We start from the raw sequence: 18,845 nt of genomic DNA on the forward strand, positions 1-18,845 counted from the left end.
AAAGGTTAAAGTATTCCAAACTGTTCAAAGTGGTGGTTTAGATGCTTGATATTCAACAAATCCCATTCAAACTTATTCATCTCACCGAATACGGCATTCTTTGTTACTGCTTCAGGGTTTTCTTTGAAATACACTACTAATGCATCCATTGCTTCTAGCAGTTTCATTTTGGCTGTTGTCAAATCTTCATGAACCAATTCTTCTAATACACCTTCTTTCATTAAAGGATGGTTATGTCCTTTGGGCATTGGTTTATGATTGTAAATCATTTCTTGCACTTTTTCCAGATACTCTTCTGGCGTTGCAATGTCAAAATCCTGAATTTCTCCAGCTCCAATTCTGATGGTTTTCTCCACATGCTCCACCATATGTTGAGCTGTCATCATACCCCATTGAGGTTTGGCATCCTCGCTTAGCTTTGCTAAATATCCTTCAATATTTGATCGATTCACTTGTACAAATGGTGATTTCTTTTGTACCATTGTCAAAATTGTCGCTATTGCTGCTAATTCATCTTCCTGATCAAATACTTCTACGAACCATTTTACAATACCGCTTGGCAATTCTTTTCCACGATGATCTCGATCAATTTTTTGTTTACAGGTTAACCTAACATACACTGTATCGTTATGATAAATAGGGCGCAAGAATCTGCATTCTTCCAACCCATAATTAGCGGCAACGGGTCCTTTATTTGGGTATACGAACAATCCAGCGGCAGCAGCAAGAATGAAATACCCGTGAGCAGTACGCTTTTCGAAAATACTGCCCTCTAGAGAGGTAATATCTGTATGCGCATAGAAATGGTCCCAGGTTAAGTTACCAAAATTGATAATATCTGTATCCGTTACAGTTCTCTTATGCGTTTTAAGAGACATTCCAGGCTCAATATCTTCCCAATGATAGGCAAAAGGATGCTTATCTGACTCTTTATATTTAGAATTCGCCTGATAGATTCCGGTTACTTCAGTTAGCGTTGTTGGAGTTCCTTGTATTGCACAACGCTGCATGTAGTGTTTAATTCCACGCATTCCACCCATTTCTTCTCCACCTCCTGCTCTTCCCGGACCTCCGTGAGTAAGCATTGGCAGCGGGGAACCGTGACCTGTACTTTGTTTAGCGTTTTCCCTATTTCCTACTAAAATACGTCCGTGATGCGACGCTGCTCCCACAACATATTCTTTTGCAATGTTATCGTCATATGTAAATATAGAAGATACCAAAGATCCTTTGCCCATTTGGGATAATGTAATGGCATCATCCAATGTATCATATGGCATAATAGTCGAAACTGGTCCAAAAGCTTCAATCTCGTGAACATCAGTTTTCTGAAACGGGTTATCTTGTCTCATCAAAATTGGGCTTACAAAAGCTCCTTTCTTTGCATCCGCACCAACTGTTTCTATTTTGTCCAAATCTCCATATACAATTTGAGCAGTTTTAGCAATTTCTGTTACATTATTTTTAAAGCTTTCTACCTGTTTTTTGCTGGCCAAAGCTCCCATTCGTACTTCTTTCAACCTTGGATCTCCAATGGTGACTTTATCTAATTGTTTGCCTAAAGCTATCTGTACATCTTCAACTAATCCTGATGGCACAATGATTCTACGAATGGCAGTACATTTCTGACCTGTCTTCACAGTCATTTCTTTTCGAACTTCCTTAACAAACAAATCAAACTCCGGTGTTCCTGGTACTGCATCCTCTCCAAGTATGCAGGCGTTTAATGAGTCTGCTTCCATAGTGAATGGTACAGATTCTTCAATTAATCTTGGATGTGCTTTTAATATTCTTCCGGTATGTGCAGAACCAGTGAATGTTACCACATCTTGAGATGCTACTGTATCCAGAATATTTTTAGTCATCCCGCTTAAAAGCTGTAATGATCCTTCTGGTAAAATTCCTGAATCCACAATTACTCGTACTACAGCTTCTGTAAGATATGCAGTTTGCGGCGCCGGTAAAACCACTGCAGGCATTCCTGCCATCCAGTTCACTGCACATTTTTCTAACATTCCCCAAATTGGAAAATTAAAAGCATTAATATGAACGGCTACACCACGTTTAGGTACTAAAATATGATGCGCCATGAATCTTCCTCCTCTTGATAAATCAATAGGATCTCCTTCTACGTGATACGATTGATTCGGAAATAACTTACGTAAGGATGCATTAGCAAAAAGATTACCAAAACCTCCTTCGATATCAATCCAGCTATCTACGCGTGTTGCTCCCGTTCTATAACTTAGCTCATAGAATTGCTCTTTTCTCTTGGTAAGGTACAATGCTAGTTTCTTAAGCATATTTCCACGCTCTTGAAAAGTCATTTTTCTTAGCACTTCTCCGCCTTTGGTTCTACCGTATTGCAAAACTTCAGGAATATCAAGGCCTTCTGTAGTGGATGTACCAATAACTTCTCCAGTAACCGCGTCGTTCATTACGATTCCATCACCTGAACCTTCAGCCCATTTCCCGGTTATATAGCTTTCTAAAACTTTCATATTAAAATATTTCTTTTAGTTCTTATTTTGGATTCCAGCATACGCTGGAATGACAAAAAGTACTATACTCTTTATATGTTCACATTTTCAATAACAGCAGCATACCCTTGCCCAACACCGACACACATAGTAATTAATGCATATCGTTTGTTTTGTTCTTGTAATTCTAGAGCTGCGGAATATGCTATTCTCGTTCCGGTTACTCCCAGAGGATGTCCAATAGCTATGGATCCTCCATTAGGATTGATACGAGGATCATCATCTTTTAATCCCCATTCTCTAATACACGCCAGTGCTTGAGAAGCAAAAGCTTCATTCAATTCAATCACATCAATATCATCCATAGCGATCCCGGCTTTTTCTAATGCTTTATTAGAAGCTTGAACAGGACCAATACCCATAATTCTTGGTTCTACTCCAACTACTGCAGAACTGACTATTCTTGCTATAGGTTTTAGGTTATATTGTTGCACCGCAGCTGAAGAAGCAATAATAGTCGCAGCGGCACCATCGTTTAAGCCCGATGAATTTCCTGCAGTTACGCTTCCATCTTTTTTAAATGCAGGGCGTAATTTTGCTAACACCTCTTTACTCGTAGTAGGTTTTATGAATTCATCTTCAGAAAATTGGATTGGATCTTTTTTTCGTTGTGGAATCTCTACAGTTGTAATTTCTTTTGCCAATCTACCAGATTCTTGCGCTTTGGAAGCTTTCATCTGACTCCAATACGCAAAAGCATCCTGATCTTCTCTAGAAATATTATATTTCTCCACTAAATTCTCTGCAGTATTCCCCATTCCATCGGTACCGTACAATTCGTGCATTTTTTTGTTAACAAATCGCCATCCGAAACTGGAATCGTACATTTTAGAATCATTTCCAAATGCTGAAGATGGTTTTGCAATTACGTATGGTCCACGTGTCATATTTTCGACTCCTCCTGATATAAAAAGATCACCATCTCCTGCTTTTATTGCTCTATTTGCATGAATAATGGCAGAAAGCCCGGAACTGCATAAGCGATTCACTGTTTCTCCGGGAACTGTAAAAGGAAGCCCTGCCAATAAAGAGCACATTCTGGCAACATTACGATTATCCTCGCCTGCCTGATTTGCGCAGCCCAGTATCACATCATCATAAGATTCTTTAGGAATATTGGGATTCTTTTCTATTAATTCTCTTATTACTAAAGCTCCCAGATCATCCGTTCTAACTGCAGATAATGTTCCTTTATAATTCCCAATTGGAGTTCTAATACCGTCTATTATATATGCTTCTTTCATATTAGTTTTTGAGTGTTTTAGTAAGTGAGTCTTTGAGTTTTCTCAATTTCATACGTTCTATTCCCAATCTTTATTAGTTCTATAGACAACTCCTTTGAACAAAGCTACAATTTGTTCTCCTCGCTTTACTTCAACTATGTTAAACCCTATCTTGGTTTTGGTAACATCTGTAACAGCCTCTGCAGTTAAATAATCTCCTTCTTCTAATGCTTCTATATGATTTATCGATGTCTCTATTGAAACTGCATATTTGCCATGTGTATTTGCAGAAAAACCAAAAGCTGTATCCGCCAAACTATATGATATCCCACCGTGAGCTTTACCCATACTATTTAGCATTTCTTTTCGAATGGTCATTCCTACTCTGCATCTTCCTTTTTCTACTTCCAAAACTTCAATACCCAGCCATTGACTGAATGGATCAAGCGATAACATTTTATCTGGTATGGTTTGTGAGTTTTTGAGTATGTGAGTTTTGGAGGTCATTTAAAAAACTTTTTATTTTCTCGTTCCATTCTTCTTAGCAAAGGACTACAACGATATCGATCTTCATGATATTCATTATATAATTTATCCAGTTTATTAACACACCAATCGATTCCTTTTTCATCTGCCCAAGCTAATAGTCCTTTTGGATAATTCACACCTTTGGTCATAGCATTATCTATGTCTTCAGCAGAGGCTATATTCCAAAATAAAGCATCTGCTGCTTCATTGATCAACATTACCAATACTCTATTAAAAATGTATTGGGAAAGTTCAGGATCTTTATCAGCGGATTCTCTATTAGATATAATTGAGCCATTATCATCATAATCATAATATCCTTTACCGGATTTTCTACCCAAATATCCAGCTTCGGATAATCTTTTTTGCGTAAATGCAGGTTTATAGCGTGGGTCATAATAAAATGCTTTGAAAACGGTTTCCGTAACCGTGTAATTCACATCATTACCTATAAAATCCATCAATTCAAAAGGTCCCATCCTAAAACCTCCTAGAGTTTTCAAACTCCAATCTATAGTAGCCACATCGGCAAGTCCTTCTTCATAAATACGCAGTGATTCTCCATAGAAAGGTCTTGCCACACGGTTGACTATAAAACCAGGAGTATCTTTGGCCAAGGCTACTACTTTCTTCCAGTCTTTGATGATCTCTACCACTTTATCAGTAACTTCTTTTGATGTCTGGATAGCGGGAATTACTTCTACCAGCTTCATCAATGGAGCTGGGTTAAAGAAATGAATCCCAATACATCTTTCTGGGTTTTTCAAGGAAGAAGCAATCGACGCAATTGATAATGAAGATGTATTAGATGCAATGATAGCACCTTCTGAAACATAACTTTCTAATTCTGAAAACACCTTTTTCTTAATATCAAGATTTTCAACAATAGCTTCAATAGTAAAATCAACATCTTTTAGATTTTTTATAGAATCTATATAAGAAATATTACCTTGAATTCGAGTTTTTTCGGCTTCATCAATTCTCCCTTTTTCGATTAATCGTGAAAGAATTTTATCTAAAGATTGTTTACTCCTATCTAAAGCTTCTTGCTTGGTATCAAAAACCTTGACCGTATTACCTGCAGTTGCAGCAACCTGAGCAATACCACTTCCCATGGTTCCAGACCCTATGATTCCTATTATCATATTTTTGATTTAAGAATTACGATTTACGAGTTTACTAATACTATTATTTTCCTTTAAAAATGGGTTTTCTTTTTTCGATAAAAGATTGAACTCCTTCTGCATAATCTTCACTTTCTGCAGCTTCTATTTGCAAATCAGATTCTATTGCTAATTGTTCCTCAAGGTTATTGACCATAGACTGATTTAATAACCTTTTGGTTAAACCAAGAGCTTTTGTGGGCATTTGAGCAACTTTTAGTGCTAACTTAGTTACTTCCTCTTCGAAAGTTGTAACCTCAACTACCCTATACACCATTCCTAACTGCTCGGCTTCTTTGGCAGATACTTTATCTCCTAGCATCATCAAAGCGGATGCTTTTTGAAAACCAATCAATCGAGGTAAAAAGAATGTTCCCGCACTATCCGGAATTAATCCAATCTTACTAAATGCCTGAATAAAACTAGCCGCTTCTGAAGCTACTACGATATCACAAGCTAAAGCAATATTTGCTCCAGCACCAGCTGCTACACCATTAACCGCACCTATAATGGGCTTTTCGATATTTCTAATTCTTTGAACAATTGGGTTATAGTGTTCCTCTAATATTCTTCTAAAACCAGGATTCAATTCGGGAGAAGTCACCTCTTTAAGATCCTGACCTGCACAAAAGGCTTTACCATTTCCGGTAAGGACAATTGTTCTTACCTCATCATCAGTATTACAATCGTCTAATATCTTTTGTAATAACAGAGCCATTTCTCTATTAAAACTATTAAAGCTTTCTGGTCGATTAAGTGTTATTCTTGCTATATTGTTTTCAATATGTAATTCTATTGAAGCCATATTTAGTTTTGTATTTTAAATTCAGGATTATATATAATTCCGATAATATTATTCCAAGGATCTTTTACAGAAGCTACCATAAGCTCTCCTCCAACATTTGTAGGCTTTTCGTGTTCGATAGCTCCCAATTCAATAAGTTTTTGAAATGTTTTATGAATATCATCTACACCCCAGTAGGAAAGTACACTATCTACTTTTTCTTTTATCGAACCTTCTTCCGGCAATAATCCAAGTTCATATCCTCCAATATTGAAGCCTACATAAAAGGATTCGTCAAAGTATTGTTTTGTCTCAAAAGCTTTTGCATACCATTCTTTAGCTTTATTGAGATCATTTACTTTGTATATCGTTGTTCTTAAACCAAGCATAGCACTACTTTAAACATTTGAAATAATCAAAAGGTTCTAAACAGTCTTCACATTTAAACAAGGCTTTACAGGCCGTGGAGCCAAACTGACTTACCAATTTGGTATTGCTAGAACCACAATTAGTACATTTTACAATACGTTTATTTCCTAGGAGTGCTTCTTTATCTGCGTCTTCTTCTAAAGGAGCTGCAATACCATAATCTTCGAGGGCTTTTCTGCCTTTTGGAGTGATCCAATCGGTAGTCCAGGCTGGGGATAACACCAAAGACACTTCAGCTTTTATATTTGCATTATCAAAAGCTTTAATAATATCATCTCCTATGACATCCATCGCAGGACAACCGCTATATGTTGGGGTAATTTTGACTTGAGCAATATTATCTATCATCTCAGCAGAACGTACAACACCCATATCCATAATTGATAGTACTGGAATTTCAGGATCACTTACTTTCTCAAGGATCGAAATTAGTTTAGGGTCTATATGTTGCTCTAGTTCGATTGTCATAATGGAAATTGAGATTCCTGCCTAAGCAGAAATTTTACCACTTCATATTAGGGTATGTACGTTGCATATATTGCAAATCTGATAATAAATACCCCATATGTTCACTATGAATTCCTTGTTTACCTCCTTTTTGAAAGTATTTTGTTTCAGGAATTGTAAGTGTTGCTTCATCCAAAACTTCTTTAATTCTTTGATTATATTTTTCTTGTAGTGTTAATACGTTAACACCAACTCCATTCTCTAAAGCAATTTTATCATCTTCTGTCATTAGGAATAATTCATTGGTAAACCTCCAAAGATCATCAAGAGCCTCCTGAACTTTTTTATGACTTTCTTGTGTTCCATCACCTAGCCTTTTGATCCAATCTGAAGAAAATCTTTGATGATAACTTACTTCTTTAATTCCCTTTTTGGCAATTGCTACCAGGGTATCATCCTTACTATTTTGAAGTTCTTCTAACAATAATAAATGAAATGCATCAAACAAAAATTGTCTGGTAATTACATATCCAAAATGCCTATTCGGTTGTTCTACGAGTAATACATTTTTATATTGTCTCTCATTTCTTAAAAAAGCAATATCATCCTCTGTTTTTCCTTCTCCGGATAATTGAGCAGCATATTGATAATAACTTCTTGTTTGACCAAGAAGGTCTAAAGCTATGTTTGTACAGGCAATATCAGTTTCAAGATTTGGTCCATGACCACAGAGTTCAGACAAACGCTGACCTAAGATCAGAACATTATCTGCAATTCCGTATATATATTGTATTAAATTTTCGTTTTTCATATCACTGTCTGCAAAGTGGATTTCTTATCTATTCAACTTAAAGTATGCTTTATAAGTTTCCCGCCTTCGCGGGAATTGTAATTATTGCAAAAACAATAATCACATATGTTTTACTTCGTCTGGTAAGGTATAGAATGTAGGATGTCTATACACTTTATCCTGAGCAGGTTCAAACAATTCTCCGCTATTTTCAGGATTAGAGGCAGTAATATGTTTGGATTCTACAACCCAAATACTTACTCCTTCACTTCTTCTAGTATATACATCCCTCGCATTTTCTAATGCCATTTCTGCATCTGCAGCATGTAAACTTCCGAAGTGGCGATGTTCTAAACCGTTTTTACTTCTTACAAATACTTCCCAAAGTGGCCAGTTTCTCATAATTATGAATTTTAAATTCTGAATTCTGAATTATTAAATTGCTTTTTTAAGCTTCTTACCTTCTTGTTTTTTTGCATATGCCATGGCAGCATCTCTTACCCATTCTCCTTCTTCCCAAGCATTTACTCTTGCAGACATGCGTTCTTTATTACAAGGACCATGGCCTTTAACCACTTGCCAGAATTCATCCCAATCTATTTCTCCAAAATCATAATGACCTGTTTCTTCATTCCACTTTAAATCTGGGTCTGGAATGGTTAGACCTATTAAATCTGCTTGTGGAACTGTTTGATCTATAAATTGCTGACGTAGTTCGTCATTTGTTTTTCGTTTTAACTTCCACTTCATGGACTGAGCGGTATGCACCGATTCAGCATCGGTAGGTCCTAACATCATCAATGATGGCCACCACCAACGGTTTAATGCATCTTGAGCCATCTCTTTTTGCTCTGGAGTTCCTTTAGCCAAGGTCATTATAATCTCATATCCCTGACGCTGATGAAAACTTTCTTCTTTACACACACGAATCATTGCTCTTGCATAAGGACCATACGAAGTATTACAAAGCGGCACTTGATTGATAATTGCAGCACCATCTACTAACCAACCGATGGCACCAATATCTGCCCAGGTAATTGTCGGATAGTTAAAAATACTTGAATATTTTGCTTTACCGGTATGCAATTGATCATATAATTCATCTCTAGAAATCCCCAAAGTCTCACACGCACTATATAGATATAACCCGTGTCCTGCTTCATCCTGAACTTTTGCCAATAGAGCAACTTTCCTTCTTAGAGAAGGCGCTCTTGTGATCCAATTACCCTCTGGTAACATTCCCACAATTTCGGAATGTGCATGTTGAGAAATCTGACGGATATGCGTTTTACGATATTTCTCCGGCATCCAATCCTTAGGTTCAATTTTTTCATCTCTGGCAATTCTTTGCTCAAAGATTTCTTCTAAATTCTTTATTTCTTTTTCACTCATAACAATTACATTTATTATGGTTTTGGATTCCAGCCTATGCTGGAATGACAAAAAATTTTATACATCAAAATCTACTACTACTTTTTCTGTAGTTGGAACTGCCTGACAGGATAAAACAAATCCTTTAGCAACTTCATCATCTTCTAGTGCGTAGTTTATTTTCATCTCTACTGCACCTTCAACAACTTTGCACTTACAGGTACTGCACACACCGCCTTTACAAGCAAATGGTAAATCAGCTCCTGCACCTAATGCTCCGTCTAAAATATTATCGTAGTCATCGTCCATAGCAAAATGGAATTCTTTTCCACCATCGATAATTGTGACTTCTGTTCCTTCGAATTTATGTTCTACAGCTTCAGCAGCTCTCTTTTTATCTTCTTCGGTAGCTCCAGAAAAGAAAAGTTCATAATGAATCTTATCTTTAGATAACCCCGCATTCACTAATTCATCTCTGATTAAAAAAATCATTTCTTCAGGACCACAAACAAAACACTCATCCACATTAGAAATATCGATAATTTTATTAGCCAATTCTTGAATCTTTTCGGCTGTAAATCTTCCATTAAGCAATGGAATATCACGTTGTTCTTTGGTTAAAAAATAAAATATTTCTAACCTCCCAAAGTATTTATTTCTAAGTGCTTCAATCTCTTCTTTAAAGATAATGGATTTAGCGTTTCGATTCAAGTAAAAGAGTTTGAAAGTACTTTGTGGCTCAAGTGCCAAATGGGTCTTTATAATTGAAAGAATGGGAGTAATACCACTACCAGCGGCAAAAACAATATAGTTTTTAGGTTTTGATGGGTCTACTTCCACAAAAAAGTTCCCTACCGGAGCCATCACTTCTAGCTGATCTCCAACTTTTAAGTCATTATTAGCAAAATTTGAAAACAAGCCTCCATTAATTCTTTTTACAGCTACTTGCCATTTATTTTCAATAGGACTTGAGCATAAAGAATAAGAACGTCTGACATCTTCTCCATTAATTAATGCTTTGATAGTAAGGTGCTGTCCCTGCTTATACTGAAAACGATCCCATAATTCATTGGGAATATCAAACGTTATTGAAGTGCAATCCTTAGTTTCTTTTTTTATATCAGAAACTTGCATGGGATAAAAATCAGTCATAATTAATTGGGTAACTATATCGTTATAGTAAAACAAAACTAACGATTGTTAGTTTTATACACAAATAATTATTTGTTAATTATTAAAAGTGAAAAAACCAGGTCAAGCCACACCTTTAAGTAATACCGATATCATATCGCGTTTTAGAATATTGGCTTCTATATTATTTTGTTTTGGATACCATAAATAAAGTGTTCTCAGTGTAGAAAGTGTAGAAAAAACCATAATCTCTATATTAAAGGACTTTATCTCTCCTTTATCAACACCTTTTTTGACAATTTTTCTAAAATTCTCCTCATACTCTTGACGCATTTTTTCGAAATAGATCAAATTATCCTCCTCTAAATGCATCCAATCATTATTTAATGAAGCCAACCCATCAGCATTTCGTAAAGTGACATCTATATGTAGCGCAATAATATTTTCGAGTTTTTGAATCGTACTTATATCTGAAGCTACAATTTGATTCATCCCATTCGTAAATTCTTCAGCAAGCTCAATGATAATAGTAGAAAGAATCTCCTGCTTTGACTGAATATGGTTATACAAACTTGCCGCTTTGATCCCCATTGCTTTCGCTAAATCCCTCATAGTTACCGCACTATAACCTTTTTCCTTAAAAAGAATTGATGCAGCGTTTATAATTTCTTGCTTCCTACTCTCGGGTTTCATGGATTGATTTAATTATATTACAAAAAAGATTTTGCCTTAGATTTAGTCCAAATCAAAGATTAACGACTAAAATATAATAAATTTGCTGCATACGAAATTAACAGAGCATCTTTTGAAATTTCACCTAAAACCTATCACACTATGAAATACAGCTTTTCAATTACATTTTTAGCTTTACTTTTATTGATCAATTGTAATAGCACAAGTAGTGCAAAACAAGATAAAACTCTAACTCCTAATCAATCTGAGCCTGATGGAACTTACCTGGTAACTAAATTATATGGAGAAGATGTTTCTGAACATAAACTTACTATCGTATTTGACTCAGAAAAAAAGACTATCTCAGGATTTTCGGGTTGCAACACATATTCTTGCGGCTACACAATAGAAAAAGAAAATATCTCATTTGGGCTTCCTATGTATTCGAAAATGTATTGTGCCAAAACTGATCAGTTAGAAAAAGATTTTTTCAAAGCTTTATCCGAAACACAACTTAAAAACACGAATAAGAGTCTTTTAAAACTATCTAACAATACAACCGAAGCTATTGTTGCCAAGAAAGAGCAATAACTTTTAACTAAAAAAAATGAAACCATAAATTTCATTTTTTTTTAGCTAGTCATAAATTTAGAATATATTACCAGATAGCTATTTTCTTAGTAAAACTAGCGCTGTTTGTAGTATTTGTTAAGGTTATAAAATAAATACCACTAGTATTTGATGATATATTTATAGTTTCATTTTCCTTATTAATTATTCCTTGATCAATTTTTTGACCGATTATATTAAAAACAATATAATCCAATTGACTTTTTGTTTTATTGGATACATTAAACACCCCATTAGAAGGAATAGGATAAATAACTGTCTGGTTTTCAAATATATTATCTTCAACACTTAGTGAAATCTCTTGAGTAAGTGAGTTTAAAGTGGTTCTACCCGTATTTCCAGGATCCAACCAATTAGAAAGCCTGGTTGCATCTGTAGTTCCAAAATCCCACGAAACATCGAATCTACCATAAAAATCTTGTGCATTATTATCTACGGTACCACTACATGCTGCTGCTCCTCCTGCTAATTGCCCAATTATCCGTCCTGTGGGGTCAAAAATTGCAGAACCAGAAGAACCTCTTTCTGTAACCCCTAAATCCCAATCAGCTACTCGCCAGGAATCAACAGCTGCTACCAATCCTCCAATACCAACCTCTTCGACTTTGGTAGGGCTAATATTTTCACGGCAAAGTTTCATAATATCACCGGAGGGATGATGTATCCCAACCACAAAACTTGGAGAATCACCTGTTCGATCCCAACCAGCCCATTCTAAATCCCAACTCTCCGGGAGGCTGGTATCTATGTTTACCAATAAAAAATCAGATTCAGAATTTCTGGCTAATATTGTTGAACCACTAGTGGTTTGATCAAAAGTTCCATTAGTACTTGGAGTTGTAGTTGCGCAAGAAGGATTAGGGCTGATCCAATTAAATCGAAATGCCCAAATAGCTGTATTTCCGGTTCCATTAGTATTTTCAAAACAGTGATTTGCAGTTAGAAAATAAGGAGCACTATCATTCGCGGTATTATTAATCAATGTTCCTGTACAAAATCCTGAACTTCCAACAACCATAAGTCCAACAGCACTTTTTAGTTCATTTTTTAAAGTTTCAAAATCATTCCCAACAGGACAATCTACATCCTGATTACAATCTCCAGAATCATTAAGTGCCTTTTGTTTAATATCAAAATCAGTAACAGAACGATATCCGTGTACTACTTTTGATATATTAAATTCACCTTGTCCCTTTTTAGATTCCGGAACATAGTACTCTAGAATTATATCATCACCCTCTACCATCCAAGTACCAAGCATTCCATCAGTTCTATTAAAAGCATCTGTGTATGCTCCTAACAAATCTTTCCTGTCCTCACTATATAAATATAGAGACGCTCCTTCCGGTAGTTTATATTCATTACAAACAAAATTTAAAGTTTTAGCACCATCAGATTTAAAACGAATTCTCCAAATCCAATCACCACTACTTAATTGTTCCCAAACTCCCGCATTTTTAAAACCAAAATCAACATCAAATTCATATCCAAAACGATAAACTTTTGATTTGTCTTTATCGTTTATAGCATCTTCCATCCTGAGCTTTAGTAAATCAAAAGTTGGCATTTTTATTACTTTAAGGGATTCTTTTTTCATTCCTATAAAGCTTTCTTTCCAACTTTTTGGTTTTCCTTCATTAGTAACCTGGCCTATTGTGATATTAGTAAAAAATAACATCAAAGCCCAAAAAATAAGTTTTTTCATAATTGTGTGATTATATTAGATCAGTCCAGTATTTTTAAAATAAGCACTAAAAATTTATATACTAAATGTATTTATAGCAATAACAGCTTAAGCATAAAAACTGACCGCATCTTAACAAATTTAGCTAATTAATTTACAATCAAAACTCAAACTAATTCTTTTTTTGGCTCAAAACAAAAAAGATTCTCTGTTATTATATATTAGAAGGATATAACTAAAACTACAAAACCTAAAACAAACGAGGATTCAGCACTACTCTTCTAGTGTAAGAAATCCCTTTAGATAAATCTTCTACATAAACAAAGTACATACCTGCTCTTTGCGAAGTAATATCTATTACTGGATTTTCCTCATCAGATTGACCTGAATCAATACTTTTACCAAAAATATCATAAATCGTATATTTTATAAGATTTTCTTCTTTGTTGGTAATTGTAAATTCTCCTTGGGTAGGATTCGGAAAAAGTATGGACTCTACTATATCCTCTCCTGGTGGAGATGGAGGTGGAGGTGGCACAACCACATCCCCTGAAAGCATATCTAAGGTTGTTTGACCTGTGTTTTGCGGATCCAACCAGTTAGAAAGCCTTGTTGCATCGGTAGTACCAAAATCCCACGAAATATCAAATCTTCCATAAACATCGAATTGGTTATTATCTGTAGTTCCATTACAAGCAGCAGTTCCTCCTGCTAATTGCCCAATGATACGACCATTTTGATCAAACAATGCTGACCCTGACGACCCTCTTTCTGTAACACCTAAATCCCAATCAGCTATTTCCCATACTTCTGTTGTAGCGTTACCATTAAAATCTAGATTAGTTTGTGCAGGAGACTGATTATCCCGACATACCTTCATAATATCTCCGGAAGGATGATGAATCCCGACTGTAAAATTGGGAGTATTACCTGTTCTGTCCCATCCAGCCCACTCCAGATTCCAGGAATCAGGAAGAGAAGTATCAATATTAACTAAAAGCATATCAGATTTGCTATTATTAGCTAATAATGTTGCTCCACTTGTTGTTTGATCAAAAGTTCCATTTGTACTTGGAGTTGTAGTAGCGCAAGAAGGATTAGGACTAGCCCAATTAAATCTAAACGCCCAAGTAGATATATTACTCAGTGGATCCCCCGATTCATTCACATAACAATGGTTAGCGGTTAAAAAGTAAGGCGCCTTATTTTCTGCGGTATTATTAATCAATGTTCCTGTACAAAACCCTGAGCTACCCACTACCATTAGAGCTACGGAGCGTTTTAACTCATTTTTTAATGGATCAAAATCTGCTCCCACGGTACAATCCACATCTTGATTACAATCACCAGAATCATTCAACCCTTTTTGACTAATCTCAAAATCGGTTACTGATCTGTATCCGTGGACTACTTTTGATATATTAAATTTACCTTGTCCCTTTTTAGATTCTGGAACATAATACTCTAGAATTATATCATCACCCTCTACCATCCAAGTACCAAGCATTCCATCAGCTCTATTAAAAGCATCTGTATATGCTCCTAACAAATCTTTCCTGTCCTCACTATATAAATAGAGAGACGCTCCTTCTGGTAGTTTATATTCATTACAAACAAAGTTTAAAGTTTTAGCACCATTAGATTTAAAACGAATTCTCCAAATCCAATCACCACTACTTAATTGATCCCAAACTCCCGCGTTTTTAAAACCATAATCTACATCAAATTCATATCCAAAACGATAAACTTTTGATTTATCTAAGTCATTTATCGCATCCTCTGATTTTATTTTAGCCATATTAAATTTTGGCATTTCTATAATAGATAACTCTTTTTGATTTTTTTTATTAATCTCTTTCCAACTATAAGGTTCTTTCTCATTGGTAACTTGAGCATTCAAACCAGTTACAAATACTAAAACAGTAATTATTATATACTTTAATCTCAAAACAAACATTTTTTAGTTTAACGTAAATTTAGGAAATTACTTATAGTTCAATATTAAATAAATCCATTAATTTCCCATCTCTAAGCTTTTTAATCAAGACTCAACTATACTTATAATGTCACTACCTATAGAAACCAATCCATTAATTGACAAGTTACCTCCTCATCTTAAACAGTTTATAAAACCGCAGAATTATGAGGAATACACTCCAATTAATCAAGCAGTTTGGAGATACGTAATGCGAAAAAACATTGCTTCATTAAGTAAGGTGGCTCATACATCTTATTTGAACGGTCTTAAAAAAACCGGTATTTCTATTGATAAAATTCCAAGTATGTATGGAATGAACCGTATTCTTAAAGAAATCGGTTGGGCTGCTGTGGCTGTAGATGGTTTTATCCCTCCTAATGCCTTTATGGAGTTTCAGGCATATAATATATTAGTGATTGCGTCTGATATAAGACAACTGGAAAATATAGAATACACTCCTGCACCCGATATCATTCACGAAGCTGCTGGTCACGCACCCATTATTGCTAATCCGGATTATGCAGAATATTTAAGGCGTTTTGGAAAAATAGGTTGCAAAGCTATTTCTTCTAAACGAGATTACGATATGTACGATGCAGTGCGAACTTTATCTATTTTAAAAGAAGCTCCAAATACAAAACCAAGTGATATTACTGCTGCTGAACAAAGAGTGGAGGAATTACAAAATCAAAAAGAAGATCCATCTGAAATGGCTCTAATTCGCAATCTACATTGGTGGACTGTAGAATATGGACTCATTGGTACTGTAGACGACCCGAAAATATATGGTGCAGGATTATTATCTTCAATCGGAGAAAGTGAGTGGTGTATGACAGACAATGTTAAAAAACTCCCCTACTCGCCGGAAGCTGCTTATCAAGATTTTGACATCACAAAACCTCAACCACAATTATTTGTCACTCCGGATTTTGCCTATCTCTGTCAAGTTTTGGAGGAATTTGCCAACACTATGGCTTTGCGCAAAGGTGGTCATCGAGGACTTGCTAAATTGATCGAATCCGAAAATCTTGGAACTATAGAATTAAGTACCGGATTACAGATTTCAGGAGTTTTTACCCGAATGATCAAAAATGAAGATAATGAAGTTATTTATTTTGAAACCGAAGGACCAACAGCACTTTCTTTTAGAGAAAAAGAATTAACAGGTCACGGAATTGAAACACATGCTAACGGCTTCAGATCTCCTCTTGGCAAGTTAAAAGGTATTAACCTTGCTATCGAGAACATGTCACCCAGAGATCTGAAAGCATATCATTTTTATGATGGTGAATATATAGAATTTGAATTCGAAAGTGGAATTACCGTTGCAGGGCTCAATATTACCGGAATGCGAAATATTAAAGGAGAACTTATCCTTATTCAGTTTAAAGAATGTACTATCAAATACAAAGATGAGTATCTGTTTAAGCCGGAGTGGGGAACTTTTGACCTTGCAGTAGGAAAAGAAATTGTTTCCGCATTCTCAGGTCCAGCGGATGATTATTCCTTTGATCTGGTTACTCATAATCCGGATATGAATACGATAAAAAGAACATACTCCTCTAAAGAAGAAGAATTACATTCTCTATATCAGGCTGTAAAAAATGTGCGACATGGAGAAAACACAAAGTTCTCTTTGGAAGCTGTTTTTGCTATTCTAAAAAAAGACCACTCAGATGACTGGTTGTTACCTACAGAGATCTACGAACTTGTTTATGATAGAGATCAAAAATTTGCTGATAGTATTCTAAAACACCTAAGAGATATAACCAATAAAAGACCAGAAATTAAACATCTGGTTGATAGTGGTGTTGAAATTGTAAAAGCCAATTCTATTAATGATCAAATCACATCTTAAAAAGAGATCGGGCACAGCCCCTAATGAACTCATACCCGATCTCAGGTTAAAAAACCTCACAATAAAGTTTTTTATAAAATTCCCCCAATTTTATTATTAGTGTAACTAATCACACATAGGTCAACATTATAATCATCATTTTTTGCGGCATATTTTTTGATGAAGAAACATAGTATTCAACCAGAAACTATTTTAAATTCAACTATCCAAACCATGACCTATTCAAAGATTTTATTTTTTGTAGTGTTTTTTACCTTCAGTAATTCGATACATTCTCAATTCACACCAAAACCTTCTTTAAACTTTAAAAAAACTTCTACACTTGTCATAGATTCTATACCTGTTCTAAAGTTTAAAGAGCATAACCTATCAGATGTTATGTACACGAGTAATGAGTACTCAGTGTTTTTTAGCCTGCCGTACAATTCTCAATTCCCATCTCTAAGCATCTCTAGATTTAACCCTTATGCTACAATTAGAAGAGACGCTTTTAACCATGAATCACTATTTGATCCAATGGTATATGAATCTTTGGAAAGAAGATCCTGGGATAATCCAACAGGTACAAATTCGTTTGGAGTAGGAGTATCTGTAGGAGTAATACAAACTTTATTTAGCTTGTTTTAACAATTAAATGTTTACAGTTTAAAACTTAATAAAAGAGTATTGTTCCTGAAGTTGATACTTTTTATAAGCCAAATTCTCTAAAAAAGCGATATGTTGTTTACTATTTGGATTAAACACACGATGCAGCAATCCTTTTTGTACTTCTTCAACTTTTTTCATAGTGGATTTTGCGTGTTCCGAAATCCAAACTTCTGAAAAACGTTCCCAAATATATTCAATAGCGGTTTCTGTAGGGTGAATCATATCCTGATTATAAAACCTATAATCTCGGAGTTCATCCATCATAATTTCGTATGACGGAAAATAACTCAAGCCTTTATCCGCTTCAATTGCTTGATGCATTGCTGCAATTAGATGTGACTTACTCCTATTATTCTCTATAAAGCCATCTTTTATATGTCGAACCGGAGAGACTGTACATATAATTTTTGCAGAAGGATTAAGGTTTCGAATAAGATGCACACAATTTTGAAGACTTTCTGTAATTTCGTCAACAGACAGCAACTCCTTTTTGAATTCTTTTTGCGGAATCTTATGGCAGTTTGCTACTATCATATCCAAAGCCTTCAATCTATACACCCAGGCTGTTCCTAAAGTGATAAAAACATGAGTTGCTGATTGAATTTTATCCTGAGTAATCACCAATGCTTCATTTAGATCAGAAAGCAATTTATCTTGATCAGGACTACTAAGAGAAGAATGCGCATCAAAACAATGCCATTGTTCATTATGATAAAAAAGATCTGTCTCTGTATATCTTTCACCCTGAGTAGCCATCCACAAAAATGTCTCAATAGCTTTCGGATGAAACAATATTCCGAAAGGATTGATATAATTTTTGAATTTATAATATTCAAATTTCTGTCCTACGTTTTCGGCAAAACAAGAACCAAACAACGCAACCTCAGCATTATAATCTATTTTATATTGCTGTGGTTGTAATGGTATTTTGGTTTGTAGATTCATAGAACTAAATCGAATAAAAACAAT

The 18,845-nt window shown here is 35.2% G+C and carries 18 protein-coding genes; 3 read left to right on the forward strand and 15 right to left on the reverse strand.

The genetic code is table 11. The features are described 5' to 3' along the window. Positions 1 to 5: 5 nt before the first annotated feature. The 12 genes from paaZ to J8M14_RS16010 all read right to left on the reverse strand — a co-directional run bounded on the left by paaZ (position 6) and on the right by J8M14_RS16010 (position 11,099). Positions 6 to 2,501 (reverse strand): phenylacetic acid degradation bifunctional protein PaaZ, encoded by a 2,496-nt coding sequence (gene paaZ, locus J8M14_RS15955; protein ID WP_211075802.1) that lies wholly within the window; start codon positions 2,499 to 2,501, stop codon positions 6 to 8. A gap of 71 nt (positions 2,502 to 2,572) precedes the next feature. Beyond that, positions 2,573 to 3,784, reverse strand: a complete 1,212-nt coding sequence (pcaF, locus tag J8M14_RS15960; protein WP_211075803.1) for a 3-oxoadipyl-CoA thiolase — start codon at positions 3,782 to 3,784, stop codon at positions 2,573 to 2,575. A 57-nt stretch (positions 3,785 to 3,841) separates the two neighbouring features. Next, a complete protein-coding gene (locus J8M14_RS15965) occupies positions 3,842 to 4,270 on the reverse strand; it encodes a hotdog fold thioesterase (protein WP_211075804.1) in 429 nt (142 codons plus the stop codon). After that, entirely contained in the window at positions 4,267 to 5,436 is a 1,170-nt protein-coding gene (locus J8M14_RS15970; RefSeq protein WP_211075805.1) for a 3-hydroxyacyl-CoA dehydrogenase NAD-binding domain-containing protein, read from the reverse strand. The genes J8M14_RS15965 and J8M14_RS15970 overlap by 4 nt, the downstream gene beginning before the upstream one ends. A gap of 43 nt (positions 5,437 to 5,479) precedes the next feature. Next, the gene (locus tag J8M14_RS15975; protein ID WP_211075806.1) at positions 5,480 to 6,259 is read right to left on the reverse strand and encodes an enoyl-CoA hydratase-related protein; all 780 of its coding nucleotides are present in this window, start codon (positions 6,257 to 6,259) and stop codon (positions 5,480 to 5,482) included. 2 nt (positions 6,260 to 6,261) lie between these two features. Beyond that, positions 6,262 to 6,627, reverse strand: a complete 366-nt coding sequence (locus tag J8M14_RS15980; protein ID WP_211075807.1) for a VOC family protein — start codon at positions 6,625 to 6,627, stop codon at positions 6,262 to 6,264. Positions 6,628 to 6,631: 4 nt separating this feature from the next. Next, positions 6,632 to 7,135 (reverse strand): 1,2-phenylacetyl-CoA epoxidase subunit PaaD, encoded by a 504-nt coding sequence (paaD, locus tag J8M14_RS15985; RefSeq protein WP_211075808.1) that lies wholly within the window; start codon positions 7,133 to 7,135, stop codon positions 6,632 to 6,634. Positions 7,136 to 7,169: 34 nt separating this feature from the next. Further along, complete coding sequence (gene paaC, locus J8M14_RS15990) at positions 7,170 to 7,925, reverse strand: 1,2-phenylacetyl-CoA epoxidase subunit PaaC (protein ID WP_211075809.1); 756 nt, start codon at positions 7,923 to 7,925, stop codon at positions 7,170 to 7,172. 99 nt (positions 7,926 to 8,024) lie between these two features. Further along, on the reverse strand, positions 8,025 to 8,306 hold the full coding sequence (paaB, locus tag J8M14_RS15995; protein ID WP_211075810.1) for a 1,2-phenylacetyl-CoA epoxidase subunit PaaB: 282 nt from the start codon (positions 8,304 to 8,306) through the stop codon (positions 8,025 to 8,027). Positions 8,307 to 8,339: 33 nt separating this feature from the next. Then, a complete protein-coding gene (gene paaA, locus J8M14_RS16000; RefSeq protein ID WP_211075811.1) occupies positions 8,340 to 9,296 on the reverse strand; it encodes a 1,2-phenylacetyl-CoA epoxidase subunit PaaA in 957 nt (318 codons plus the stop codon). A gap of 57 nt (positions 9,297 to 9,353) precedes the next feature. Further along, positions 9,354 to 10,427 (reverse strand): 1,2-phenylacetyl-CoA epoxidase subunit PaaE, encoded by a 1,074-nt coding sequence (paaE, locus tag J8M14_RS16005; protein WP_211075812.1) that lies wholly within the window; start codon positions 10,425 to 10,427, stop codon positions 9,354 to 9,356. Between the two features lie 102 nt (positions 10,428 to 10,529). Next, positions 10,530 to 11,099, reverse strand: coding sequence for a TetR/AcrR family transcriptional regulator (locus J8M14_RS16010; RefSeq protein WP_211075813.1), 570 nt, complete (start codon positions 11,097 to 11,099; stop codon positions 10,530 to 10,532). A gap of 141 nt (positions 11,100 to 11,240) precedes the next feature. Here J8M14_RS16010 and J8M14_RS16015 point away from each other — a divergent pair, with 141 nt between their 5' ends. Next, the gene (locus J8M14_RS16015; protein WP_211075814.1) at positions 11,241 to 11,669 is read left to right on the forward strand and encodes an META domain-containing protein; all 429 of its coding nucleotides are present in this window, start codon (positions 11,241 to 11,243) and stop codon (positions 11,667 to 11,669) included. A gap of 67 nt (positions 11,670 to 11,736) precedes the next feature. Here J8M14_RS16015 and J8M14_RS16020 read toward each other — a convergent pair whose 3' ends face one another. Further along, positions 11,737 to 13,413 (reverse strand): T9SS type A sorting domain-containing protein, encoded by a 1,677-nt coding sequence (locus tag J8M14_RS16020; RefSeq protein WP_211075815.1) that lies wholly within the window; start codon positions 13,411 to 13,413, stop codon positions 11,737 to 11,739. A gap of 229 nt (positions 13,414 to 13,642) precedes the next feature. After that, positions 13,643 to 15,340, reverse strand: a complete 1,698-nt coding sequence (locus J8M14_RS16025) for a T9SS type A sorting domain-containing protein (protein WP_211075816.1) — start codon at positions 15,338 to 15,340, stop codon at positions 13,643 to 13,645. Positions 15,341 to 15,455: 115 nt separating this feature from the next. Here J8M14_RS16025 and J8M14_RS16030 point away from each other — a divergent pair, with 115 nt between their 5' ends. Both J8M14_RS16030 and J8M14_RS16035 read left to right on the forward strand, forming a co-directional pair. Beyond that, positions 15,456 to 17,228 carry an aromatic amino acid hydroxylase gene (locus tag J8M14_RS16030; protein ID WP_211075817.1) on the forward strand — a complete coding sequence of 591 codons (1,773 nt, stop codon included), beginning with the start codon at positions 15,456 to 15,458 and terminating at the stop codon, positions 17,226 to 17,228. A gap of 213 nt (positions 17,229 to 17,441) precedes the next feature. Then, positions 17,442 to 17,855, forward strand: a complete 414-nt coding sequence (locus J8M14_RS16035; RefSeq protein WP_211075818.1) for a hypothetical protein — start codon at positions 17,442 to 17,444, stop codon at positions 17,853 to 17,855. 18 nt (positions 17,856 to 17,873) lie between these two features. Here J8M14_RS16035 and J8M14_RS16040 read toward each other — a convergent pair whose 3' ends face one another. Then, positions 17,874 to 18,821 (reverse strand): GSCFA domain-containing protein, encoded by a 948-nt coding sequence (locus J8M14_RS16040; RefSeq protein ID WP_211075819.1) that lies wholly within the window; start codon positions 18,819 to 18,821, stop codon positions 17,874 to 17,876. Positions 18,822 to 18,845 lie beyond the last annotated feature (24 nt).

The organism is Aquimarina sp. MMG016 (assembly GCF_018100805.1).
Taxonomy (GTDB): Bacteria; Bacteroidota; Bacteroidia; order Flavobacteriales; family Flavobacteriaceae; genus Aquimarina.